24 protein-coding genes are annotated in these 24,860 nt (G+C 60.8%); 9 read left to right on the top strand and 15 right to left on the bottom strand.

The window, feature by feature from the left end:
- Window positions 1–20: 20 nt before the first annotated feature.
- Window positions 21–632: a trimeric intracellular cation channel family protein gene (locus JQF37_RS18060; RefSeq protein ID WP_130204948.1), complete on the bottom strand. Its 612-nt coding sequence runs from the start codon at window positions 630–632 to the stop codon at window positions 21–23.
- Window positions 633–776: 144 nt separating this feature from the next.
- On the bottom strand, window positions 777–1,319 hold the full coding sequence (gene orn / locus JQF37_RS18055; protein WP_130204950.1) for an oligoribonuclease: 543 nt from the start codon (window positions 1,317–1,319) through the stop codon (window positions 777–779).
- A gap of 107 nt (window positions 1,320–1,426) precedes the next feature.
- On the opposite strand from orn, the gene rsgA reads away from it, so the two are divergent.
- From rsgA to JQF37_RS18035, 4 genes are all read left to right on the top strand, one after another.
- Window positions 1,427–2,458: a small ribosomal subunit biogenesis GTPase RsgA gene (rsgA, locus tag JQF37_RS18050; protein ID WP_047536692.1), complete on the top strand. Its 1,032-nt coding sequence runs from the start codon at window positions 1,427–1,429 to the stop codon at window positions 2,456–2,458.
- A 211-nt stretch (window positions 2,459–2,669) separates the two neighbouring features.
- Entirely contained in the window at window positions 2,670–3,077 is a 408-nt protein-coding gene (locus tag JQF37_RS18045; protein WP_130204952.1) for a TIR domain-containing protein, read from the top strand.
- Window positions 3,078–3,079: 2 nt separating this feature from the next.
- Window positions 3,080–4,039, top strand: a complete 960-nt coding sequence (locus JQF37_RS18040) for a caspase family protein (protein ID WP_130204954.1) — start codon at window positions 3,080–3,082, stop codon at window positions 4,037–4,039.
- Window positions 4,039–4,530, top strand: coding sequence for a toll/interleukin-1 receptor domain-containing protein (locus tag JQF37_RS18035; protein ID WP_130204956.1), 492 nt, complete (start codon window positions 4,039–4,041; stop codon window positions 4,528–4,530). Before JQF37_RS18040 ends, JQF37_RS18035 begins: the two co-directional genes overlap by 1 nt.
- 49 nt (window positions 4,531–4,579) lie before the next feature.
- Here JQF37_RS18035 and motB read toward each other — a convergent pair whose 3' ends face one another.
- Entirely contained in the window at window positions 4,580–5,656 is a 1,077-nt protein-coding gene (gene motB / locus JQF37_RS18030) for a flagellar motor protein MotB (RefSeq protein ID WP_130204958.1), read from the bottom strand.
- 2 nt (window positions 5,657–5,658) lie between these two features.
- Window positions 5,659–6,510 carry a flagellar motor stator protein MotA gene (gene motA, locus JQF37_RS18025; RefSeq protein WP_130204960.1) on the bottom strand — a complete coding sequence of 284 codons (852 nt, stop codon included), beginning with the start codon at window positions 6,508–6,510 and terminating at the stop codon, window positions 5,659–5,661.
- A gap of 165 nt (window positions 6,511–6,675) precedes the next feature.
- Between motA and JQF37_RS18020 the strand changes: the two genes are divergently transcribed.
- Genes JQF37_RS18020 through asd form a run of 3 tightly spaced genes read left to right on the top strand, consistent with a single transcriptional unit; the run spans window position 6,676 to window position 9,951 of the window.
- Entirely contained in the window at window positions 6,676–8,214 is a 1,539-nt protein-coding gene (locus tag JQF37_RS18020; RefSeq protein ID WP_204149733.1) for an HDOD domain-containing protein, read from the top strand.
- Window positions 8,215–8,256: 42 nt separating this feature from the next.
- Window positions 8,257–9,072 (top strand): rhodanese-like domain-containing protein, encoded by an 816-nt coding sequence (locus JQF37_RS18015; protein ID WP_130204964.1) that lies wholly within the window; start codon window positions 8,257–8,259, stop codon window positions 9,070–9,072.
- A gap of 18 nt (window positions 9,073–9,090) precedes the next feature.
- Entirely contained in the window at window positions 9,091–9,951 is an 861-nt protein-coding gene (asd, locus tag JQF37_RS18010) for an archaetidylserine decarboxylase (RefSeq protein WP_047536672.1), read from the top strand.
- Between the two features lie 127 nt (window positions 9,952–10,078).
- On the opposite strand, the gene serB is transcribed toward asd, so the two are convergent.
- On the bottom strand, window positions 10,079–11,293 hold the full coding sequence (gene serB / locus JQF37_RS18005; protein WP_103403340.1) for a phosphoserine phosphatase SerB: 1,215 nt from the start codon (window positions 11,291–11,293) through the stop codon (window positions 10,079–10,081).
- A gap of 135 nt (window positions 11,294–11,428) precedes the next feature.
- Between serB and JQF37_RS18000 the strand changes: the two genes are divergently transcribed.
- Window positions 11,429–12,949 carry an AhpA/YtjB family protein gene (locus tag JQF37_RS18000; RefSeq protein WP_130204966.1) on the top strand — a complete coding sequence of 507 codons (1,521 nt, stop codon included), beginning with the start codon at window positions 11,429–11,431 and terminating at the stop codon, window positions 12,947–12,949.
- Window positions 12,950–13,222: 273 nt separating this feature from the next.
- Here JQF37_RS18000 and JQF37_RS17995 read toward each other — a convergent pair whose 3' ends face one another.
- From JQF37_RS17995 to JQF37_RS17955, 9 genes are all read right to left on the bottom strand, one after another.
- Complete coding sequence (locus JQF37_RS17995; RefSeq protein WP_130204968.1) at window positions 13,223–13,936, bottom strand: ABC-type transport auxiliary lipoprotein family protein; 714 nt, start codon at window positions 13,934–13,936, stop codon at window positions 13,223–13,225.
- A gap of 176 nt (window positions 13,937–14,112) precedes the next feature.
- Window positions 14,113–16,380 carry a DNA topoisomerase IV subunit A gene (gene parC / locus JQF37_RS17990; protein ID WP_047536659.1) on the bottom strand — a complete coding sequence of 756 codons (2,268 nt, stop codon included), beginning with the start codon at window positions 16,378–16,380 and terminating at the stop codon, window positions 14,113–14,115.
- A 10-nt stretch (window positions 16,381–16,390) separates the two neighbouring features.
- A complete protein-coding gene (locus JQF37_RS17985; RefSeq protein WP_047536656.1) occupies window positions 16,391–16,912 on the bottom strand; it encodes a TIGR02281 family clan AA aspartic protease in 522 nt (173 codons plus the stop codon).
- Window positions 16,909–17,898, bottom strand: coding sequence for an esterase-like activity of phytase family protein (locus tag JQF37_RS17980; protein ID WP_130204970.1), 990 nt, complete (start codon window positions 17,896–17,898; stop codon window positions 16,909–16,911). Before JQF37_RS17980 ends, JQF37_RS17985 begins: the two co-directional genes overlap by 4 nt.
- Window positions 17,898–19,802, bottom strand: a complete 1,905-nt coding sequence (gene parE / locus JQF37_RS17975) for a DNA topoisomerase IV subunit B (RefSeq protein WP_130204972.1) — start codon at window positions 19,800–19,802, stop codon at window positions 17,898–17,900. Before parE ends, JQF37_RS17980 begins: the two co-directional genes overlap by 1 nt.
- 42 nt (window positions 19,803–19,844) lie before the next feature.
- The gene (locus JQF37_RS17970; RefSeq protein WP_090465470.1) at window positions 19,845–20,453 is read right to left on the bottom strand and encodes a YqiA/YcfP family alpha/beta fold hydrolase; all 609 of its coding nucleotides are present in this window, start codon (window positions 20,451–20,453) and stop codon (window positions 19,845–19,847) included.
- Window positions 20,454–20,633: 180 nt separating this feature from the next.
- Window positions 20,634–21,449, bottom strand: a complete 816-nt coding sequence (gene cpdA, locus JQF37_RS17965; RefSeq protein ID WP_130204974.1) for a 3',5'-cyclic-AMP phosphodiesterase — start codon at window positions 21,447–21,449, stop codon at window positions 20,634–20,636.
- A 112-nt stretch (window positions 21,450–21,561) separates the two neighbouring features.
- Window positions 21,562–22,014: a DUF1249 domain-containing protein gene (locus JQF37_RS17960; RefSeq protein ID WP_046819863.1), complete on the bottom strand. Its 453-nt coding sequence runs from the start codon at window positions 22,012–22,014 to the stop codon at window positions 21,562–21,564.
- On the bottom strand, window positions 22,005–22,622 hold the full coding sequence (locus JQF37_RS17955; protein WP_130204976.1) for an NUDIX domain-containing protein: 618 nt from the start codon (window positions 22,620–22,622) through the stop codon (window positions 22,005–22,007). The genes JQF37_RS17960 and JQF37_RS17955 overlap by 10 nt, the downstream gene beginning before the upstream one ends.
- A 214-nt stretch (window positions 22,623–22,836) precedes the next feature.
- Here JQF37_RS17955 and JQF37_RS17950 point away from each other — a divergent pair, with 214 nt between their 5' ends.
- Complete coding sequence (locus tag JQF37_RS17950; protein WP_130204978.1) at window positions 22,837–23,583, top strand: RsiV family protein; 747 nt, start codon at window positions 22,837–22,839, stop codon at window positions 23,581–23,583.
- On the opposite strand, the gene cytX is transcribed toward JQF37_RS17950, so the two are convergent.
- Window positions 23,552–24,844, bottom strand: coding sequence for a putative hydroxymethylpyrimidine transporter CytX (cytX, locus tag JQF37_RS17945; RefSeq protein WP_130204980.1), 1,293 nt, complete (start codon window positions 24,842–24,844; stop codon window positions 23,552–23,554). The two genes, JQF37_RS17950 and cytX, sit on opposite strands and share 32 nt — an antisense overlap.
- Window positions 24,845–24,860: the final 16 nt, after the last annotated feature.

The following is a 24,860-nucleotide window of genomic DNA, read 5'->3' as shown; positions in this document are numbered from 1 at the left end:
TTGAACGTTATGCAGATCCTTCACTGCTCATCGTTATAAACAAACTTTGGCATTTCCCAGTGAAAACGAATCGCCAACAAGCGCAACAGGAAACCGCCGAACAGGGTGATCAGGGTGGCCTGTTCGCCGGGCAAATTCAGGTACAGACAAAACATGTAGCACCACGCCGCGGCGAACGAGACGCTGGCGTAGAGCTCACGACGGAAGATCAGTGGAATATCGTTGCAGAAGATATCCCGCAGGATGCCGCCGAACACCCCGGTGATCACCCCGCTGACCGATGCGACCAGCATGCCGTGGCCCATTTCCAGGGCGGTCATGCAGCCGATCAGGGTAAACGCCACCAGACCGACGGCATCGAGCACCAGAAACAGCGAACGCAGGTGACGCATCCAGCGTGCCGTGAACACCGTCACCATGGCCGCAACAGAGGTCAGCACCAGGTATTCCGGGTGCTTGACCCACGTCAGGGGGTAATGCCCCAGCAGCACATCACGCACCGATCCCCCGCCCAGCGCCGTGACGCACGCAATCAGCACCACACCAAACCAGTCCATGCCGCGACGGCCCGCAGACAGGGCGCCAGTCATGGCTTCGGCGGTGATGGCGATCAGGTAGAGCATCAGCAACATGGTGGCGGTCCTTGCAGAAAGGCGCGCAGTCTACTCACTTCACCCAAGCACCAAAAGAGGGCAATCGGAAAACCCGAGGCGAGGGTGCTTGCCCCGCTGGAGTGCGAAGCGCTCCCTTGCCACAACAGCCCTCGCGGCGCCTGATCAGAACTTGATGAAATGCTTGCGGTAGTGCTGCAACTCGGCGATGGACTCGCGGATGTCGTCCAGGGCCAGGTGGGTGCTGCCTTTCTTGAAGCTGTCACGCACATCCGGCGCCCAGCGCGCGGCCAGTTCCTTGAGCGTGGACACGTCGAGGTTGCGGTAGTGGAAATAGCTTTCCAGGGATTTCATGTGGGTATAAAGGAAGCGCCGGTCCTGGCAGATGCTGTTGCCACAGATCGGCGACTTGCCCTTCGGCACCCACTTCTCGAGGAACGCGATGGTTTCGGCTTCGGCTTCGGCCATGCTGATGCGGCTCTCGCGCACACGTTGGGTCAGCCCGGAACCGCCGTGTTGACGGGTGTTCCACTCGTCCATGCCGGCGAGGATTTCGTCGCTGTGATGGATGGCGATCACCGGGCCTTCAGCCAAAGTGTTCAGGTCACTGTCGGTGACGATGGTGGCCATTTCGATGATGACGTCGGTATCAGGGTTCAGACCGGTCATTTCCAGGTCGATCCAGATCAGATTCTGCGGGTTTTGCATGTGTCGGCTCCTAGGCAATGCTGCGCAGTTTAGCCTAGGCCGGTGGCCGGGCGTGCTAAACTCGCGGCCGTTTTACCTAATCGCTGCATTCTTGATACGGAACACCCATGGCCAAACGCCAACTCAATCGTCGTCAAAACTGGCGCATCGAAAAGATTCAGGGCGAACGCGCTGCCCGCGCCGCCAAACGCGAGTCCTCGGCTGTCGAGGCACTTGAGGGCGGCGACCTGGGCCCGGAACAGCACGGTCTGGTGATCGCGCACTTCGGCGTGCAAGTCGAAGTCGAGGCCGTTGATGGCGAACAGGCCGGTGAGGTTTTCCGTTGCCACCTGCGCGCCAACCTGCCGGCGCTGGTGACCGGCGACCGAGTGGTCTGGCGTGCCGGCAACCAGGGCATCGGCGTGATCGTGGCCCAATTGCCACGCAACACCGAACTCTGCCGTCCGGACAGCCGTGGCCAGCTCAAGCCTGTTGCGGCCAACGTCGACATGATCGTGATCGTCTTCGCCCCGCTGCCCGAACCCCATGCCAATCTGATCGACCGTTATCTGGTCGCAGCCGAGCATGCCGGCATCAAGCCGCTGCTGTTGTTGAACAAATTCGATCTGATCGACGAAAACAACGCGCCGGCACTGAACGCTCTGCTCGCGGTTTACCGCACACTGGGTTACCCGGTGCTGGAAGTGTCGGCGCACCATGGCAACGGCATGGAGCAACTTCAACAGCAGCTGGACGGACGCATCAGCGTGTTCGTCGGCCAGTCCGGTGTCGGCAAGTCATCGCTGGTCAACAGCCTGTTGCCCAACGTCGAAACCCGCGTTGGGCCGTTGTCCGAGCTGTCCGGCCAGGGCACTCATACCACCACCACCGCGCGACTGTTCCACTTCCCCGGTGGCGGTGAGCTGATCGACTCACCGGGTATCCGGGAGTTCGGCCTTGGCCACGTCAGCCGTGCCGACGTCGAAGCCGGTTTCATCGAGTTCAACGACCTGCTCGGCACCTGCCGCTTCCGCGACTGCAAGCACGACCGCGAGCCTGGTTGCGCCCTGCTCAAGGCCCTGGAAGATGGCCGCGTGCAGCAACAACGAATGAACAGCTACCGCTCGATCATCGCCAGCCTGCCGGAAAACGGCTACTAAACAGACGCATCGACCGCCCTGCCCCCACGGGGGCGGGCGATCGCTCGTTCCTGCCTACAAATACCCTCCCGCCTTAAACATCAGACGCTTCTGTAAGACGTCCGCCCCCGCACTTGCAGGGCATTTCTGATTCGCCGCGCAAGCCTTGTCAGTGCCCCTCAATTGCATACATTCGAGCCCTCTTCGCATTCAGGCGACACCGAGGGCACCCATGCAAACCTATCACCTGTTCATCAGCCATTCGTGGAACTACTCCGATGCCCACGACAGACTGGTAAAACTGCTCACCGCGCACCCGACCTTCACCTTCAAGAACTTTTCAGTCCCCCCACACAATCCAATCGTTGGCGCACAAACCGACAAGCAACTTGAGCTGGCCATTGAAAACAAAATCCGCCCTTGTTCGGCGGTGCTGATCATGGCCGGGATGTATTCGGCCTACAGCAAGTGGATCAACAAGGAGATCGAAATCGCCAGGCGCATGGGCAAGGTGATCATCGCGATCAAACCGTTCGGCGCCGAGCGTATTTCCACGGCGGTACGGGACGCCGCACATGCCGAATGTGCGTGGAACACCAACAGCATCGTCAGTGCCATTCGCCAGCATACGGCGGTGTAACCATGCGCAAGGGATTGTTTATCGGCATTAACAACTACACCCATGTGTCCCAGTTGAGTGGCTGCAACAACGACGCGATGGCCATGGCCTCGGTATTGAAGACCGACGCCAATGGCGATCCGAACTTCAAGAACGTCGTGCTCACCTCCGCCGAAGACTACTTGAGTCGCGAAAAGCTCGAAGACCAGATCCGCGAACTGTTCTCCGGCGACTGCAATGTCGCGCTGCTGTATTTCGCCGGCCACGGCAGTTTCGACCTCGATACCGACGAAGGCATGCTGATCCCTCAGGATTACAAGTCCGCAAAGGACGGCATACGGATCAGCGATATCCTGAACTGGGCGAGCAAAGCCACGAAAATCAAAAACAAGGTGATCATTCTCGACTGCTGCCAGGGCGGGTCGGCTGGCGAAATACGCGCATTGCGCAGCGAAAGCAGCGTGATTGGCGAGGGCATGACCATTCTGACGGCATGTAAAAAAGAACAGCCGGCGATGGAAGGCGCCGGCCACGGAGTCTTTACCGGTTTGCTGCTTCAGGCTTTGCACGGCGGTGCCGCGAACATCCTCGGCAAAATCACCCCGGGCAGCCTCTATTCATTCGTCGACAACGCCCTCGACGCCTGGGAGCAGCGGCCGGTGTTCAAGACCAATGTGTCGCAGTTCATTTCCCTGCGCGAGGTCTCGCCGCTGATCCCCAAGGAAATCCTGCGCAAGCTGCCCGAGTGGTTTGCCGAAGCGGAGTCGGTCTACCCCCTCGCCCCCAGCTTTGAGCCCACCGAACCTGAATTCAACCCGGAGCACGGCGAAGTCTTCGCCCAACTGCAAAAGTGCAACCGCCACAGCCTGATCGAACCGGTGGATGCCGAACATATGTATTACGCCGCCATTCACTCCACCGGATGCCGCCTCACTGCCCTCGGCGCCTATTACCGCGAACTCGCGATCAAGGGACACTTCTGATGCCTGTGTTTATCAGCTACCGCCACATGGATCGCGCCTATGCGATGAACATCAACAGCCGCCTGATGCAGGCCAACATCAGAACTTACCTGGACGTGCTGGACCCAGAGTCCCAGACCACCGACGACATCACCGGCGTAATCACCCGCAATATCAGTGAGTGCACGCATTTGCTGGCGGTGGTGTCGGAAAAAACCGCGCTGTCCTGGTGGGTGCCGTTCGAAATCGGCGAGGCGACCATTACCAACCGACGCATCTGCTCGTTCAAGACCGGACCGACAGAACTGCCGCTGTACCTCGATAAATGGCCGAAACTGACGCGCGAAAAGGACATCGATTTTTTCATTGATGCCTATCGCAATGAAGCGACACTCAAACGCTCGATGTCACTGGAGTCGATCACCGGCAGCGAGTCCATGCGCAGCGTCAACAGAACGAACGCCGATCGGTTTCATATTGATCTCAAATCCAGAATCTCCCGCGGTTTCTGAAATCGCGCCCACAAAAAAGGCCGACTGCGATGTCGGCCTTTTTTGTGGGTCACTGCTTCGGCGTTGAGGCCGGTGCAGTGGCGGGAGCAGAGGCTGGTGCCGCACTCCCGGGCGCTGACGGTTTCGGCACCGGATCATCGAACAAATTCAGACGCTCGCGAAGCTCATGCGCCGGCAGCGGCTCCTTGTCCGCCGGCAACGCATTCGGATCGACGGGTGCAGCCGGCGCTGCTCCGGGCGTCCCGTTTTCTTTCGTGGCATCAGGGGCAGTTTCGGCCCCTTGCGAACCTTCGATGGCGCGCTGGGCTTTCTTGGTCAGCACGATGATGTCGATACGACGGTTGATCGGATTGAACGGATGTTCACGATCAAACAGCGCCGATGAGGCATACCCCACGACACGCGCCACTTGCTGATCCGGATAGCTGCCCGCGACCAGCGCACGGCGGGCGGCGTTGGCACGGTTGGCCGAAAGTTCCCAGTTGCCGAAATCACCGGTGCCGGTGTACGGCTTGGCATCGGTGTGGCCGCTGATGCTGATCTTGTTCGGCACCGCTTTGATGGTGTCGGCCATGGCCAGCAGGATGTCTTCGAAATACGGTTTCAAGCGGGCACTGCCGGAGTCGAACATCGGCCGGTTTTCGGCGTCCACGATCTGGATGCGCAAGCCGTCCGGGGTGATCTCGAACATGATCTGGTCTTTGAATTTCTGCAACTGCGGATTTTCTTCGACCTTGTTCTGCAACTCTTGCAGCAACAGTTCGAGACGCTCCTTCTCGACCATCTCGGCCATGCCTTCGACCTGTTCGGCGTCGACGGTTACCTTGTCCGGTTGTGGCTGGGACTTCACCTCGGGGTTGAGGGTGTTCTCCGGCGCCAGGGTCGGCGTGCCGCCCAGATCGATGATGTAAGGCGTGCCGCTTTCCGAGAAGCCGATCGGGTCCTTGAAGTAACCGGCGATGGCGATCTTCTGCTCCGGCGTCGCCGTGGACAACAGCCACAACACCAGGAAGAACGCCATCATCGCCGTGGCGAAGTCGGCGAAGGCGATTTTCCAGGCGCCCCCGTGATGCCCACCGGCGTAGCGCTTGACGCGCTTGATGATTATCGGCTGATTGTTCTCCATGCTTAACGACCGCGAACCGCTTGTTCCAGCTCGGCGAAGCTAGGACGGTGCGCCGGGTACAGAACCTTGCGTCCGAACTCCACGGCCAGCGATGGCGGCATGCCGGAAGCCGAGGCGACCAGCGAGGCCTTGATGGCTTCGTAGACGTTCAGTTCTTCCTTGGAATCGTGGGCCAGGGAAGTGGCCAGCGGACCGAAGAAGCCGTAGGCGGCGAGAATACCGAAGAACGTACCGACCAGTGCCGCACCCACGTGCAGGCCGATGGACTTCTGGTCACCTTCGCCCAGGGACGCCATGGTCACCACGATACCCAGTACCGCCGCGACGATACCGAAACCGGGCATGGCGTCGGCAATGCCGTTCACGGCGTGGGATGGATGCTCCAGGTCTTCCTTGAGGCTGAAGAGTTCCATGTCAAACAGCCCTTCAAGCTCATGAGGTGCCATGTTGCCGGAAGACATGATGCGCAGGTAATCGCAGATGAACGCCGTCATGCGCTCATCCTTCAGGACCGCCGGGTACTTGGCGAAGATCGGGCTCGCGGCGGCATCTTCGATGTCACCTTCGATCGCCATCATGCCTTCACGGCGGCTCTTGTTGAGAATTTCGTAGATCAGGCCCAGGACTTCAAGGTAGAAGCCGTGGCTGAAACGCGAGCTGAACATGCTCAGGGATTTCTTGAGCACGTGCATCGTCATGTAGCCGGGGTTGGCCTGCAGGAATGCGCCGAGGGCCGCGCCGCCGATGATCATCACCTCGAAAGGCTGGATCAGGGCCGCAATTTTGCCGTGGGAGAGCACGTATCCGCCGAGCACGCTCGCGAATACGACGATGATGCCGATAATTTTAGCCATAGGTAGGAGAGCACTTACTGAGTCGGGTTCAAGGTCATATTCGGAAGTTAAAAAATCTCTTCTTCTACTTATCGGCAAAACTGCGCCAGACTATAGCCAGTTCAGGCGAAAAGCCAATTTGACCCACTCCGGGCACAGTTAACGCTGACGATGATCGCCTCCAACATGGTTAACGAAACGAACGTTCCAACGCCAAAACCGACCACACTCGAAGGCTGGGTCAAGCTTCTGGATGATGTGCGCCTGCCGGTTCCCAAGGCCATTCATGACCGCGTCTGGCTGGCCATTCGCGACCATCGCAGCTCGTTGCGCGACATCGCCGAATTGATGCAGGAAAGCCCGCCCCTGGCCTTGAGCGTGATTCGCGAAGCCAACCGGCATACCCATGGCAGCATGACCGAGCCGGCGGAAAACCTTGAGGTCGCCATCAATCGTCTTGGCCTCAAACGCACCGAAGAACTGCTCGACCGGATGCCCGTACTGCCGCAAACCGACATCCCCAAAGCCCTGCGTCAATTGCAGATGATCAGCCAGCACGCCACGCAACAGGCCAATGGTTTTTTTGCCAGTCGCCTGGCGCGCCTGTGGCAGGACATCTACTGGGGCAGCCTGCTGTTTCTGTCGCCGCTCTGGCCACTGGCCCTGACTCACCCGCAATTGCTGGAGGACTGGGAACTGCGGGTCATTCATAAAGGCGAGTCGGCGCGCAAGGTCGAAAAGCAATTGTTTGGCGTACGCCTGCTGGACATCGGCCAGGCCCTGGCGGACATCTGGCGCCTGCCGATCTGGGTGCAGCAGGGCTACCGCCTGCTGCTCACCGAGCAACGGGAACTGGTGAAGGTTCTGCGCATTGCCCGCGACAGCGAGCATCCATTGCGCCAGCAGAACCGCCTCGATGACGATCCGACCCTGCGCCGCTGGCTCAATCAACCGGCCAACACCGTGTTGCTGGCCAACGGTCTGGCATTGTCGGCGCACCAGGCCTGGGACAGTCCGCACAGCCAGCGGTGGCAGTATCTGACCAGCCTTTACCTGCAAGTACCGATGGAAGACGTGCAACAGCAATTGCACCAACAGGCCGCCAACAGTGCGCGCCATCACGCCATGCCCGACCTTTGGCACCCCGCCGAAGCGTTGATCTGGCCGTGGGGCATGAATCGCGTCCATGCCGCTTTGCTGCCGGCACCGGCGCCCACCGCCGAGGACCTGGCGAAATGGCGCAAGCAATGCGCCGAGCTGTTGGTCGAACCGAGTCACTTCACCAATGCCATGCACTTGACCATCGCTGCCCGGGACGCCCTGGTCGCCTGCGGCATGCGCCGCGTGATGATCCTGATGGCCGACCGCACCCACGCCAACCTGCGAGTGCACCAAACGGCGGGGCTGCCCAAAGAAGTGGCGGCGATGAACTTTGCGGTCAGCCAAAGCACCGTGCTGCAACGCCTGCTTTCGCAACAGGCCCAGGTACGGATCAACCCGGCCAACAACGCACAATTTTCAGCCCTGCTGCCCAATGGCCTGCGTGCACAGTTCAGCGGCGAACACCTGCTGCTGCGCTCGCTGGTCAACAATGGCCGGGTGATCATGATTGTCGGGGCGGATCAGGGCGGCGGGCCGTTTTCGGAAATCACCGTGCAAGCCTTCGGCAAAACGGCGCAGTGCATCGAGAAAGCGCTGCATAACTTTAGCCGCCGCGGCCAATAGCGCTGCGCTACAATCCTCCCTTTTGTGCTCTGGAGACCTCACATGTCTGACTTCTCTGGCTTGCCGCTGGTGATCGAACCGAGCGACTTGCTCCCTCGCCTCGATGCCCGTGATCTGATTCTGGTGGACCTGACCAGCAGCGCCCGCTACACCGAAGGGCATATTCCCGGTGCGCGGTTTGTCGATCCGAAACGCACACAGCTCGGCCAGGCGCCCGCCCCAGGCCTGATGCCGCCGCAAGCCGCACTCGAAGCGTTGTTCGGTGAGCTGGGGCACAATCCCGATGCGGTCTACGTGGTTTATGACGACGAGGGCGGCGGTTGGGCCGGGCGTTTTATCTGGCTTCTGGACGTCATTGGTCACAGCAACTATCACTATGTCGACGGCGGCCTGACGGCCTGGCTGGCAGAAGGCTTGCCCATGTCGATCCAGGTCCCCGCTCCTGTGGGTGGCCCGGTTGCATTGACCCTGCATGACGAACCCACCGCGACCCGCGAATACCTGCAAAGCCGTCTCGGCGCCGCCGACCTGGCGATCTGGGACGCCCGCGGGCCGCTGGAGTACTCCGGCGAGAAAGTCCTGGCGGCCAAGGGCGGGCACATTCCTGGCGCGGTCAATTTCGAATGGACCGCCGGCATGGACAAGTCCCGGAACCTGCGTATCCGCACCGACATGCCGCAGATCCTCGAACAACTCGGGATCAGCAAAGACAAAGAAGTGATTACCCACTGCCAGACTCACCACCGTTCTGGCTTCACCTATCTGGTGGCCAAGTCCCTCGGTTATCCGCGAGTCAAAGGCTACGCCGGCTCCTGGGGCGAATGGGGCAACCACCCCGATACCCCTGTAGAGATTTAAGGTTTTTAAGGACAGTTAATGAATAAGCGTCTGTTTATCCTCAGCCAGTACCTGCTGCCCCACCATTTGCTCTCGCGACTGGCCGGCTGCATCGCCGAATGCCGCGTGCGCTGGTTCAAGAATGCATTCACCGCGTGGTTCGCCAAACGTTATCAGGTGGACATGTCCCAGGCGCTGGTCGAAGACCTGACGGCCTACGAGCACTTCAACGCCTTCTTCACCCGCGCCCTGAAGGACGGCGCGCGTCCTCTGGACCAGACACCGGGCGCGATCCTCAGCCCGGCCGACGGCGCGGTCAGCCAACTCGGCCCGATCGAACACGGCCGCGTGTTCCAGGCCAAGGGCCACAGCTTCAGCGTGCTGGAATTGCTGGGTGGTGATGCGGCAAACGCCGCGCCGTTCATGGGCGGTGATTTCGCGACCATTTACCTGTCGCCAAAGGACTACCACCGTGTGCACATGCCGCTGGCCGGCACCCTGCGCGAAATGGTCTACATCCCGGGCCGGATTTTCTCGGTGAATCAGACCACCGCCGAAAACGTCCCGGAACTGTTCGCCCGCAACGAGCGTGTGGCGTGCATCTTCGACACCGAACGCGGGCCGATGGCCGTCGTGCTGGTGGGCGCGATGATCGTGGCATCGATCGAAACCGTGTGGGCCGGGCTGGTGACGCCGCCGAAACGCGAGCTGAAAACCTTCCGCTACGACGAAGCCGCTCGTGCGCCGATCCATCTGGAAAAGGGCGCGGAACTGGGCCGCTTCAAACTGGGTTCGACCGCTATCGTGCTGTTCGGGCCGGATCAAGTGAAGTGGGCTGAAGAACTGGCGGCGGGTTCGCCGGTGCAGATGGGCCAGGGAATGGGCTCACCGAAAGCCTGATAGGGACCGACAGCGCAGGAGCGAGCCGGCTCGCGAAAAACGTGACGGCGCCGCGGGCATTCAGAATGCCCGCGTCATCGTTAACGTCCATCGCGAGCAGGCTCGCTCCTACAGGTGATTTGCGGCGTTACAGTTGTCCGTCGCGATCGCGGAAGCCCAGCAGATACAACACGCCATCGAGCCCCAGGGTGGAAATTGCCTGCTTCGCCGACTGTTTAACCAGCGGCTTGGCGCGAAACGCCACGCCCAACCCGGCAATTGCCAGCATCGGCAAGTCATTGGCGCCGTCGCCGACCGCAATGGTCTGCTCCAGACGCAAACCTTCCTTGTGCGCCAGCTCCTTGAGCAGATCAGCCTTGCGCTGCGCATCGACAATCGGCTCGATTGCCACGCCCGTCACCTTGCCATCCACCACTTCCAACTCGTTGGCGAAGACGTAGTCAATACCCAGCTTGGCCTGCAATTGCTTGGCGAAGTAGGTGAACCCGCCCGACAGAATGGCGGTTTTGTAGCCCAGGCGCTTGAGTTCGGCGAACAGGGTTTCAGCGCCTTCGGTCAGGCGCAGGGATGCACCGATGGAATCGAGTACGCCGACATCCAGCCCCTTGAGCAACGCCAGACGCTCCTTGAAGCTGGCGCGGAAGTCCAGCTCGCCGGCCATCGCCCGCTCGGTAATTTCAGAGACCTTGTCGCCTACACCGGCGGCCTTGGCCAGTTCGTCGATCACTTCGGCTTCGATCAGGGTCGAGTCCATGTCGAACACCGCCAGGCGACGGTTACGACGGAACAGCGAATCTTCCTGGAAGGCGATGTCGACGTTCAGCTCCTGGGCGACGCTGAGGAATTCGGCACGCAGCGCCTGCGGATCGGCCGCTTCGCCACGTACGGAAAACTCGATGCAGCCCTTGCCTTTATCCGCCGGCGTATCCAGCGGCATGCGCCCCGACAACCGATCGATGTGGTCGATGTTCAGGCCGTATTTGGCGGTGATCGAACTCACGGCCTGCAATTGCCCGGCCGTCACTTTGCGGGTCAGCAGGGTCACGATGTGGCGTTTTTTGCCCTGGTTGCCGACCCACTGCTGGTAATCCTCTTCGGACACTGGCGTGAAACGTACCTGTTGATCGAGCTCGTAGCCCTTGAACAGGATGTCCTTGAGCACCGACTTGCCTTGCTCGGTACCAGGAATTTCAACCAGGATGCCGAACGACAGGGTGTCGTGGATCACCGCCTGACCGATGTCTAGAATGTTCACACCACCCTGGGCCAGAACGCCGGTAATGGCCGCAGTCAGACCGGGACGGTCGACTCCCGTGATGTTTATCAGGACGATTTCGCGCAAGGCGCACCCCCGCAGGTGGAAAAAAACCGCATTCTACCCACTTTCAGTGACCATCGGGCACCGTGAGCGCTTTGCCGGTCTAGACCCTGTCGCTATACTGCGCGTCAACTTCACAGATAAAAGAGCCGAGCTCAAGTGAACCGGCCCACGCCAGTAAAAACCGACAACTTCTTCCTGCTGATCTTCCGGGCACTGCGCCACCGCCGTGTACCGATTGCATTGCGCATCGCCAGCCATAACGTGATCCTGGTCGCTCTGGCCCTGGTCATCTATGCCTGCGTGATGGGTTTGCAGTTCAAGCAGGCCATGCACGAACAAGCGGATGCGCTGGGCGAAAGCCTGACCACGCAGACGGCCACCTCGGCCACCGAGCTGCTGGTGTCCAACGACATCCTCAGCCTCAACGTACTGCTCAACAACCTGACCAAGAACAAGCTGGTGGCCCACGCTGCCATCTATAGCGTGGATAACCGCATCCTCGCCGAAGCCGGACAGCGTCCCAAGCATGGCCTGCTGGGTGAAGCCGAGGGCATGTACCAGAGCAAGATCACCTTCCAGGACGTGACCGCCGGTCAACTGCGCATCAGCCTGGACATGGACCAGTTCCAGCAACCGATGACCATCAGCCTGCAAAGCATGGGCATCCTGAGCGCGATTCTGCTGGCCCTGTCCCTGGCCTTGAGCCTGCGCCTGGGCCGACACATCTCCACGCCGCTCCTGCAATTGCGGGTGTGGCTGCGCAATATCGACGAATACACCCCGGCCACCGAGCGTCAGGACGAAATCGGTGACCTGGCTCGCCAGCTGCACGCCAACTTCGCGCCGGAACCTGCCGAGCCGGAGCCCGTGCCAGAGCCGGAATTCGATGACATCGACGACGCAGAGCCGGGTTTCGAAGTACGCAACCTGCGCGACCCAAGCTTCGACGAAAGCCGTCCGATGGCGGCGATGAAAGCAGCACCACGGCGCGCCATCAGCACCGTCGAAGACGATGACGATGACGAAGATGCCTTCGCCGATCTGCTCGATGATTCGACAGTCAACGCACCGATTCCGGCCGCTCGACCTGTCGTTTCGAACGTGCCGCAGCACAGCGCCGTACTGGCCGTGCAACTGGGCTCTCAGGAGCAGCTGCGTCGCCTGCCTCGCACACGCCTGGAAGAACTGCTCGAGCGCTACCGTGACTGCCTCGACCAGGCCGCCTCGCTCTATGAGAGCGAACTGCACACCCTGAACGACGGCAGCACGCTGATGCTGTTCCATACCGAAGACAGCGGCGACGATTACCTGACCAATGCCATCTGCTGCGGCGAGTTGCTGCGGGCGCTGGGCCATCAGCTGCAGATCGAAGTCGCCGACAGTGGCATCACCCTGCAATTGCAACTGGGCCTGACCCTGGGCGACGACCTGTTCGGCCTGAGCCAGATCGACCTGCTGCTGACCGACACCGCCCAGGATGCCCTGGCCTTGTCGCAACACAGCCGCAACCTGCTGCTGGTGGAACGCAAGATCAGCGACGACGCACTGATCCGCCAGCGCGCGCGGATCCGCCCGATTGCCAGCCCTGAAGGTGCCTGCTGTGTGGAGCGTTTGATGGAGCCTTATCCGTCGATGCTTGAACGACAGCTGGCGCGGATGCATGAGCGCCGGGCGTAAGCCGTAGCTGCCGAAGGCTGCGATCTTTCAGCCTTACCTATTGAAGCCCGCAGATGATCACTCGTCTGCGGGTTTTTTATTGCCTGTACAGTCGCTATCGCTGGCAAGCCAGCTCCCACAGTGGTTGATGTCGTACACACAATCTGCGCTCAACAGATACCCTTGTGGGAGCTGGCTTGCCAGCGATGAGGCCATCAGCCGCACTGGAAGTCTCCAATCAGCAGAAACAACAAAGCCCGCACAAGGCGGGCTTTGGTTTGACTCGATCCAGACTTAGAAGCGGAACACTTCCATATCCGTACGAATCGGTGCAGCCATCGGGATCTTCGGCTGTTTTTCCTGTTCTGCCGCCGGTGCCGCAGGTTTGGCGGCCGGTTTACGTGGCGCTTCGGCAATCGGTGGCTGGTTGGCCAATGGCTTGAGCGCGACAGACAACTGTTCGGCCAGTCGCTGCAGCAATACACCCTGAGCCTGGACCTGGGCCGCCGTATTACCGGCATGTTGCTCCTGCAGATGAATGATGCGGTTATCGCGCACCTGACCACGGCGGTCGATCAAGCGCCATTGCGCATCGAGGATCGCCGGTTGCTTTTCACCCGAGTCCAGGCGCGTGATGGTCAGCAGCACCTGCACATCCGGCGTGAAGCCTGCGTTGGCAGGCGCCAGCACGACACGCTGGCTGTCCAGATGACCGGCGACCTGACGCAGTAACAACTGGTCGATATCGGAAGACAAGCTACCGGCCCAGCGACCATCGAGCGAAGCTTGCAGGCTGCCATCGGGCTGACGCTGCAACAGGGTTTCGCGTTGCAGGTAGTCAGCGACGGTTACCGGACCCAGCAAAACCGCCATGCCCGCGCTTTGCGCAGGCTGAACCGGACTTCCGCTGTCCAGTTGATACAGCGACACCGGCTGGTGAACGCTGCAACCCGCCAGGCCAAGAACGCCAGCGAGCATCAAAATAAAAGGAAGGCGCAGAGCAGTCATCGTCCCATCCAGGTGATCGCCACAAGGCTGACCACAGTGAAAATACTCAATAAATATGAAGAACGCTCGGCCACGCCGGCGCTTGAAAGGCCATATCATCCGTGAATATGCGTTCCGACTCCAGCGCGAAAGCGCCGATCTACGGGTTAAATCGTAGATCGGAGCCTCTAGCACGCTTAATTGAGGTTTTCGACGAGCAGCGCATCTACCCTCTGGAAGCCACGTGGCAATTTGTTACCACGACGCCCACGCTCACCTTTGTAGTGTTCGAGGTCGTCCGCTTTCAGTGACAAGGTACGTTTTCCGGCCTGCAGCACCAGGGTGGCGCCCTCCGGCAGGACGGCGATGTCCGTCACATACTCTTCGCGACTGGCCACTCGCTCACCGGAAATACCGATGATCTTGTTGCCTTTGCCCTTACCTAATTGTGGCAGATCGCTGATTTTGAAGATCAGCAGGCGACCCTCGGTGGTCACCGAAGCCAGCCAGTTCTGCTCACGATCAGCCACCGGACGCGGCAGGATCACCTTGGCGTTGTTCGGCAGGCTCAACAGCGCCTTGCCGGCCTTGTTCTTGGCCTGCAGGTCTTCACCCTTGACCACGAAACCGTAACCGGCGTCGGAGGCAATGACATACAGCGCGTCGTCCTCGGGCATCAGCACGCATTCAAAACTGGCCCCCGGCGGTGGCGTCAGACGGCCGGTCAGCGGCTCGCCCTGGCCACGGGCCGATGGCAAGGTGTGCGCCGCCACCGAATAGCTGCGACCAGTGGAGTCGATAAACACCGCAAACTGGTTGGAGCGCCCCGCCGCCAGGGCCTTGAAGCCATCCCCGGCCTTGTAGGAAAGCCCGGTGGCGTCGATTTCGTGCCCTTTGGCGGAACGAACCCAGCCTTTTTCCGACAGCACGACAGTGACTTTCTCGTTCGGCAGCAGATCGTGCTCGGTCAGGGCCTTGGCCTCGGCACGCTCGACGATCGGCGAGCGACGGTCGTCGCCATAGGTTTCGGCGTCCTTGATCAATTCGGTGCGCACCAGCTTTTTCAGCTTGGCTTCACTGCTCAGCAAGGCTTGCAGCTTGGCTTGTTCCTTGAGCAGTTCATCCTGCTCGGCACGCAACTTCATCTCTTCCAGTCGCGCCAACTGACGCAAGCGGGTGTCGAGGATGTAGTCGGCCTGGATCTCGCTCAGGGCAAAGCGCTCGATCAGGGCGGCTTTCGGATGCTCCTCGGTACGGATGATGTGAATCACTTCATCCAGATTGAGGTAGGCAATCAGCAAACCGTCCAACAGGTGCAGGCGACGCTCGACCTTGTCGAGGCGGAATTGCAGGCGACGACGAACAGTCTGCACCCGGAACTCCAGCCATTCGACCAGCAGGGCCCGCAGGTTTTTCAGTTGCGGCTTGCCGTCCAGCCCGATGATGTTGATGTTGACCCGGTAGCTCGACTCCAGCTCGGTGCTGGCGAACAGGTGTTGCATCAATGCATCGTGGTCAAAGTTTTTGCGGGCGCCCGGAATGATCACGATCCGGCATGGGTTCTCGTGATCGGATTCGTCACGCAGGTCGGCAATCTGCGGGGCCTTGGACGGCTTGGCCTGCATCATCGCGGCGATCTGTTCCAGCACCTTGGCGCCGGAAACCTGATGCGGCAGCGCGGTGACGATGATGTCGCCGTCTTCGACGTGGTACACGGCGCGCATGCGCACGGAACCGCGACCGGTTTCGTAGATTTTCAGCAGATCGGCGCGCGGCGTGATGATTTCCGCTTCGGTCGGATAATCCGGGCCCTGAATGTGCTCGCAGAGCTGTTCGACCGTGGCCTTGGGCTCATCGAGCAAACGCACGCAGGCGCTGGCGACTTCGCGCAGGTTGTGCGGCGGAACGTCGGTGGCCATGCCCACCGCGATACCGGTGGTGCCGTTGAGCAGGATATTCGGCAAACGTGCCGGCAACACCAGAGGCTCGTCGAGAGTACCGTCGAAGTTCGGCCCCCAGTCCGCAGTGCCCTGGCCCAGTTCGCTGAGCAGCACTTCGGAGTAACGCGACAACCGCGCCTCGGTGTAACGCATGGCGGCGAAGGACTTGGGATCATCCGGCGCACCCCAGTTACCTTGACCGTCCACCAGCGTGTAGCGATAGCTGAACGGCTGGGCCATCAGGACCATGGCTTCGTAGCAGGCCGAATCGCCGTGGGGGTGGAATTTGCCGAGCACGTCACCGACGGTACGCGCCGACTTCTTGTGCTTGGAGTCGGCGTCCAGCCCCAACTCGCTCATGGCGTAGATGATGCGCCGCTGGACCGGTTTCAGGCCGTCGCCGATATGCGGCAAGGCACGGTCCATGATCACGTACATGGAGTAGTTGAGGTAGGCATTTTCGGTGAAGTCAGCCAGCGAACGGCGTTCTACGCCGTCCAAGCTGTCTGCAAGGATATCGCTCATGCGGGCCTCATCAATTCGTTGTCTGGCGCAGCAGCATGGTGCCACCGCGCTGGGTAAATTCAAGTTTGTTCAGTGCGCTCATGCCGAGCAGCACTTGGTCGCCATGCAAACCGGGTGCGACCAGTGCGCGTACATCACGCAACACGATATCGCCCAGTTGCAGCCGGTCGATGCGGGTTCGATACCCCTCGCTCAAACCGTTGGCCGTGCTCAGGGTCACCCCGAAGCCTTTCTCCAGCTTCAGCCGCTCGGCCAGGCTGGCCGGGATCGACACGTCGGTCGCGCCGGTATCGAGCATGAAATCCACCGGCTGACCGTTGATATGGCCGCTGGCGACGAAATGCCCCTGGCCATTGCTGACCAGTTTCACTTCGATAAAACCTTCGCCCTGCTCCGAGCTCACCGCCACGTTCGGGTTTTGCTGGCGCTCTTCCCACTGGCCAAAAAACCGCGTCGCCAGAAACAGCGCGGCGCACCAGGCCAGCACCATCAACACCCGGCCGGCGCGCTTGCCCGGTGGTTGCTGACTCATGGCTTGGCACTCCAGCCACCTTCTGGCGCGGCAAAGCGCCAGACGATCGGCCGTAACTCGCCATCGGCGCGGGCACCGAAATTGTTGTCGACACCGATCCACGCACCATCCGCATCCACGACCAATGCCTCTTCCAGCCCGTAGTCCTGTGGATAACGACGGTTTTCCTGCAACAACTCGTCAGCATAAGACCAGCAGCGCTCCACTTTGGCCGTTTGCGGGTCCCGGCGACAGATCTGATAGGCATTGCGCTCCAGGGTAAACAGCTTGCCGTTGAACAATGACAGATCGGAAAAATCCCGTGAAACCGCCTTGGCCCCGGAAAACTGCTTCGGCTGCATTTCCATGCCCGACTCACTCAACAGCACACAGCCACCGTCGCAATCCCACACCGTCTGCTTGCGCTTGATCAGCACCAGTCCGCGGCTTTGGCGCTCGGCGGCGAGCCACAACTGATCCCCCGTCGAATTGATCGCCAACCCTTCGAACAATGCATTGAATTGCAACAACATGCCGCTGGCCCGCGCTTCGCGCACCATCATCGGCGAGATTTTCAGCCAGGACGCGGGCCCCGTTGGCGGCACTTGCAGGACAGCCGCGTGGCCTTCGCTGACGATGTAGCGATTGCCGGCGCTGTCGCAGGTGATGCCTTCGAAATCCAGATCCCCGCCACGCACGAACGACGCCGCCCAGGTCCGCGAACGCAATCCCCAGGGCAAACCGCTGTCAGGCACCGGCGGAACGCCGATGCCCACGGCTTGCGCGCGCCAGACGCCCGCCTGGACATCGAGTCGGTAGATCTGATCGTCGTCGCGATCGGAGACCGCCCACAAGTCCTTGCCGCACAGGGCCAGCCCGGACAGGTTGCCCCCGCGCATGCCTTCGATGGCATGCTCGGACACCAGACGCAACGGCGGTGCCGGCTCGGCAGACACCGTGATCGAGGTCAGCAGCAATGCACACGCCAGGGCAAAGCCCAGACGCATCAGCCCAGAACCTCGGCCAGGTTGCCTTTGGATTCCAGCCAGGTCTTGCGGTCGCCGGCGCGTTTTTTCGCCAGCAACATGTCCATGATTTCCGACGTCGCTTCGAAATCATCCAGCGTCAGTTGCACCAGGCGCCGGGTGTTCGGATCCATGGTGGTTTCGCGCAACTGCGGCGGGTTCATTTCACCCAGGCCTTTGAATCGGGTGACCTGCGGCTTGCCACGCTTCTTCTCCGCCACCAGGCGATCGAGAATGCCATCGCGCTCGGCTTCGTCCAGGGCGTAGTAAATCTCTTTGCCCAGGTCGATCCGGTACAGCGGCGGCATGGCGACATAGACGTGGCCGGCATCGACCAGCGCCCGGAAGTGCTGGACGAACAATGCACAGAGCAGGGTCGCGATATGCAGACCGTCGGAGTCGGCGTCGGCGAGGATGCAGATCTTGCCGTAGCGCAGCTGGCTCATGTCCGCCGCGCCAGGATCGACGCCGATGGCCACGGCAATGTTGTGCACTTCCTGGCTGGCGAGTACTTCGCTGCCGTCCACTTCCCAGGTGTTGAGGATCTTGCCGCGCAACGGCAGGATCGCCTGGAACTCTTTGTCCCGCGCCTGCTTGGCCGAACCGCCGGCGGAATCACCCTCCACCAGGAACAGCTCGGAACGCATCGGGTCCTGTCCGGCGCAGTCGGCGAGCTTGCCCGGCAGGGCCGGACCCTGGGTGATGCGCTTGCGCTCGACTTTTTTGCTGGCCTTCAGGCGGCGGCCGGCGTTGTTGATCGCCAGTTCCGCCAGGAGCATGCCGGTTTCCGGGTTGGCGTTGAGCCACAGGCTGAAAGCGTCCTTGACCACACCGGAAACGAACGCCGCCGCTTCACGGGACGACAGACGCTCCTTGGTCTGACCGGAGAATTGCGGCTCCTGCATCTTCATCGACAGCACGAACGCAATGCGTTCCCAGACGTCTTCCGGCGCCAGCTTCACGCCGCGCGGCAACAGGCTGCGGAATTCGCAGAACTCGCGCATCGCGTCGAGCAGGCCCTGGCGCAGGCCGTTGACGTGGGTACCGCCCTGGGCGGTCGGGATCAGGTTGACGTAGCTTTCCTGCACCGCGTCGCCACCTTCCGGCAGCCACAGCAATGCCCAGTCCACGGCCTCTTTGTTACCGGCCAGGCTGCCGCAGAACGGCTCGTCCGGCAGGCGTTCGAATTCGCTGACCGCGTCGACCAGGTAGGAGCGCAGGCCATCTTCGTAATGCCATTCGACTTTCTCGCCGCTGGCCTTGTCTTCAAAACTGACCAGCAGCCCCGGGCACAGGACGGCCTTGGCCTTGAGCACGTGCTTGAGGCGACTGATGGAAAATTTCGGTGAATCGAAGTATTTCGGGTCCGGGGCGAAGAACACGCTGGTGCCGGTGTTGCGCTTGCCCACCGTCCCGATGATTTCCAGCTCGGTTTTCTTGTAACCGTCGGCGAAGGTCATCTGGTATTCGTTGCCGTCACGCTTTACGCGGACCCGGACTTCGGTCGACAAGGCGTTGACCACCGAAATACCGACCCCGTGCAGACCGCCGGAGAACTGGTAGTTCTTGTTGGAAAACTTGCCGCCCGCATGAAGTTTGGTGAGGATCAGCTCGACGCCGGAAACGCCTTCTTCCGGGTGAATGTCCACCGGCATGCCGCGACCGTCATCACTGACTTCCAGCGAGTGGTCGGCGTGCAGGATGACCTGCACCGATTTGGCATGCCCGGCCAAGGCTTCGTCGACGCTGTTGTCGATGACTTCCTGGGCGAGGTGGTTTGGCCGAGTGGTGTCGGTGTACATGCCGGGGCGCTTGCGCACCGGGTCGAGGCCCGAGAGGACTTCGATGGCGTCTGCGTTATAAGAGCTAGCGCTGGGAGTGGCCATAGGGTCTCGTCGTCAGTGATTCAATGAAAAAGGGGCAACGGTTCACAGTGCGCTGAAATCAATCGCCTGGTACAAATCTGCGCCTATGCCGGCAAAACTCAGCATGGCCGGAAGACGCTCGGCAAACCCTTGGAAACCGTGGTCGCCGCCCGCCTGAATACGCAAGGCACAAGCCCGGTAATACTGCTGGGCGAGGCGATAGTCCAGCGTTTCGTCACCGGTCTGCAACCACACCTGATAGCGCTGCGGGTCCTGCGGCGCCGGCACTTCCAGTTCGGCCAGGGCCGTCACATGGTCATGGGTCAGTTCCCAGGTCTCATCGGTATACAGGTTTTTCTGTGTCCCCAGAAACCCGTCGAACATCCGGTGCGGACTGACGGCAGGGTTGATCAACAGGGCTTTGAGGCCATGGCGTTCGGCCAAGTGAGTCGCATAGTAGCCGCCGAGTGAGCTGCCGACCAGCAGTGGCCGTCCGAGCGCCTCAATCGCTTGCTCCAGCTGACCGATGGCTTCACGGGGATGGTGATGCAAGGCCGGCACGCGCAATCGATCGCTCAAGCCCAGACGCTCCATCACTTCGCTCAACTGAGTGGCCTTTTTCGACGCAGGCGCGCTGTTGAACCCGTGGATATAAAGGATCGAGCCGGACATTTGAACTCCCTGTGCGTCGGATAAAGAGGCGGAGTTTACAGGGTGTCGGGGGAATCGGGGATACCCGTGAAATCGGGTCGCCCGGGCGGACGCCTTCGCGAGCGAGCTCGCTCCCACAATGGATCTGCACCGTTCACGAAGCCCTGCTCGCGAAGGCCGCAATGCAATCTTGGGGAATGACTAATAGCCGTTGGAGCTGTAATCGATCTGGAAGTCGAAACCGGTGACGCGCTCCACTCCGGTTTCGAGCTGGCCATCCGGCAACAGCCGCAGCCAGCGATACCCCGGCGCTTGCTCCCCGACCATGAAATCATCGCTGCCCGGCTCGAACTGAATGCAGGTCGAAGGCGAAGCGATCAAACGCACATCATTACGCCATTGATCGACTTCCTGATGCACGTGCCCCCAAAGTACGGCGCGCACCTGTGGAAAACGATCCAGCACAGCAAACAACGCCTCGGGATTACGCAGCCCGATCGGCTCCATCCAGGCACAATCGATCGATACTGGATGGTGGTGGAAGCACACCAGGTGATGACGCTCCGGCGTTTCACTCAACGAGCTCGCCAGCAGTTGCAACTGTTCGTCCTGCAAATACCCCGGCACCGAGCCCGGCACCGCTGAATCGAGCAGCGTGACCCGCCAATTGCCGATGTCGACCACCGATTCCAGCAACGCGCTCTGCACCGCCGCCTCGGCCATGATCAACGGCTCGTCGTGGTTGCCGGGAATCCAGCGGGCTGGCGCACCGAGTTGCCCGGTCAGGTCGCGAAACCGCTGGTAAGACTCCAGCGTGCCGTCCTGCGACAGATCACCCGTGGCCAGGATCAGGTCGATCTGCGGCTGTTGCTGGCGTACCAGCTCGATGACTCTTTGCAGGCTGTCGCGGGTATTCATGCCCAGCAGCGTGCCATCCGCCTCGGCGAACAGATGGCTGTCGGAAATTTGCACCAGCAACGCCGGATCGGCGGCACTCAATGTGGATACGCTCGGCAAGGTGTTCTCCCAGGGCGTGATCACGGGAATGGATGAATGGCGCAATTATGCTGGGGGACGACCTAAAGGGGAAACCTGTGAACCTGACGCAGTTCACAACTGCGGCTCACCATTAACGTACGACTTCGTACTCGTGCCCCAACGCCAGGCAATGGCTCAACCATTCGCCCAGAAACATGTTCAGTTGGGCTTTTTCATCCGGCTGGTGCATCGAGGCGTTCGGGTAAGGATAGATGCCACGAAAGCGCCGCGCATGTTCGGCGCTGACCACTTCGGCCATGCACGCGTCATGATAGACCTGCACTTCCAGTTGCGGCACCGGCAGCCACGGCAGGCTGTGTTCCTGGCGCACTTGCAGGGTCGTGGTGTACGGGCAGACTTGCAGCACTTCCAGCGCCAGCACCCCGAGCATCTGATCGCCATGGGTCACGGCGATGCGTCGCGCGGCCGGCTCGTTGCGCATGTCCGGCAGCAGTCGCATCAGTCGCGCGTAGTTCGCCTCGCAGGACGCTTGCAGCCCCACCAGGTCCACCCGATAGCGATCGCGCAGCTTGTTTACGACCATAACCCCCTCACTTCAACGCGATTCAAGGCCAGCCACTGCAAGGCAATGATGCTTGGTGCGTTGGCAATACGTCCGTCGCGTACGGCCTGCAGGGCATCTTCAAAGGCCCAGACCGAGACGCGGATATCTTCTGCTTCTTCCTCCAGCCCATGCAGGCCGCCGACCCCGGTTGTCTCGCAACGCCCCAGGTACAAATGCACGAATTCATTGCTGCCGCCCGGCGATGGAAAATATTTGGTCATCGGCCACAGCGCCCCGAATACAAGCCCAGCTTCCTCCTGCCCTTCGCGGTGAGCAACTTCTTCCGGTACTTCTTCCTTGTCGATCAGACCAGCGACCAGTTCGATCAACCAGGGATTGTCGGTCTTGCCCATGGCGCCGACGCGGAACTGCTCGATCAGCACCACTTCATCGCGCTGCGGATCGTATGGCAGCACGCACACCGCATCGTGGCGCACGAACACTTCACGATTGATCTCGCGGCTCATGCCACCGGCGAACAGTTCGTGGCGCAAGTGCACGCGATCGAGCTTGTAGAAGCCCTGATAGCACTGTTCGCGCCGAACGATATCAACGGCGGTCGGAATGGCGGTGGCAAAATCAGTCATGACTATCCTCGTTACTGCTAATCCTGTACGAGGCTCCCACCTCGACTTCGCGCCATCCTAACGCGCCGGTGACCTTTGATGCAGCCCCTTTCCCGTCAGCGGGATAGACGGTGAGGGCGAAACCCACTCTAATTAGCTTAGTGGCGAACTGACTGCTTCGTTGACAGTCGAAGCGGGTAACTTTTCGCCTTTCCCTGTTTTATGAAGGACAACCATGTCGCTTTTTAAAATCGCCTCCGTGGCCGCCATCGCCCTGACCCTGGGTGCCTGCCAGAGTCTGCTCCAACCCAACTATCGGGCGCCGCTGGAAACCACTCGCGACGCCTCCGAACAGCTCAAGCCTGGCTGCAAGGATCAGGATTGCGCGCTGGTGAATATTGATATCGTGCACTTCCCGGCCGAACCTACGCTTGACGGCATCATCGAAAAACGCCTGCTGCAAATGACCCGCACCTCGCCCGATGCCCCCGTGGCGCCGACACTGGCCGCGTATCGCGAACAGTTTTTGCGCACCGCCGGCCCGCGCAACAGCAGTTATTTGCAATCGAAAGTACGCGAGCAGCATGACGGCTTGGTGATTGTCGAACTGTCCAGCTACCTGGACAACGGCGGCGCCCATGGGATTCCGGGCCGCGGTTTCATCAACTACTCACGCCAGCAGCACAAGGTGCTGACGCTGTCGGACATGCTGGTACCGGGACAGGAAGACGCGTTCTGGAAGGCCGCGCAGGTGGCGCACAACAGCTGGCTGATCAGCACCAAGCTCGATCAGGAACCGGAATTCGTGAAGAGCTGGCCGTTCCAGAAAACCCAGAACGTGGCGCTGACCTACGGTGGGGTGATCCTCAAGTACGAAACCAGCAGCATCGCGCCTTACGCGCTGGGCCATGTCGAACTGAAGATCCCCTACCCTCGCCTGAATGGCATCATCAAGCCCGAGCTGTTTCCCGGCCGTAACTGAAGGCCCGGCCCAGCACGAGTTGCAGCAACCCTGCCAGCACCAGCGCCGGCAGGGTTGCGCCGATGTCCGGATACAGATTGGCCAGCAGATGGTAAGTGCTGATCCCGCCCAGCCAGGCCAGCAACGCCGGCCAGCGCAATGCGGCTGCCGCGACCTGGCCACTGCGTTTGCGCAGGATGAAGTGGTCCACCAGCACCACGCCGAACAGCGGCGCAAACACCGAACCGATCAACAGCAGGAAGTTCTGGTACTGAGCCAAGGGCGCCAGCAAGGCGATCAAGGTGCAGACCACACCGATGGCCAACGCCAGGTGCTCGACCTTCAGGCGCAGAAGAATCCCGCTGGACACCGCCGCCGAGTGAATGTCGGCGAAGGCGTTTTCCGACTCATCCAGCAAAATCAGCAGCAACGGAATCCCCAGGCCTGCACCGGCCAGAGCCAGCAGCAAGGCATTGACTTCACCGCTCGGCGCGAACGCCAGGGTGTAGGCCACGCCCAGGCTCATCAGCCAGAAATTGCCGATAAAGAAACCGATCGCGGTGCCACCGAATACGTTTTTCGCCCGTTTGCCGAAACGCGAGTAGTCGGCAATCAGCGGCAACCACGACAGCGGCATGGCAATCGCGATGTCGAAGCCCACGGCAAACGGCATCGAACCGTCACCGGCCTGCGCCCACAAGCCCGCCAGATCAGCCTTGGCGAACAGGTTCCAGGTCAGCCAGGTGCACGCGGCCAACAGCAGCCAGATGCCCCATTTGCGCAGGATCTGGCGCACGAACGTCAACGGACCGCTGACCGCCAGCAAGGTCGCCAGCGCGCCGAAGACCAGCGTCCACAGCATCGGATGGGACAGCAGGCTGCCTTCACTGAAGGCTCGTGCGCCCAACAGGCTGGCGGCATCGCGCATGACGATGATTTCGAACGAACCCCAACCGATCAGTTGCAGCAGGTTCAGCACCGCCGGCAGGCTCGCGCCTTTGGCGCCGAGGCTGAGTTTGAGCGCGGCCATCGACGACAGGCCGGTATCGCTACCGATCACGCCAACCGCGGCCAGCAGCAAAACACCGACCAGCGTGCCTAGAAAAATCGCCAGCAACGCGCCGGACAGCCCCAAACCCGGCGCCAACAGCGCTCCGGTCTGCAGCACCATCAGGCCGATGCCGAGGGAGAACCACAGGGAAAACAGATCCCGGCCGCCGAACACACGCCTGTCAGACGGCACCGCGATGTCGGGGGAGTAAGTACTGGGTTGAATGCTCAAGGGTGTTATCTCAGAA

The organism is Pseudomonas sp. MIL9, from assembly GCF_016887925.1.
Taxonomy (GTDB): domain Bacteria; phylum Pseudomonadota; class Gammaproteobacteria; order Pseudomonadales; family Pseudomonadaceae; genus Aquipseudomonas; species Aquipseudomonas mohnii.
This window is presented reverse-complemented; position numbering and strand designations above follow the sequence as displayed.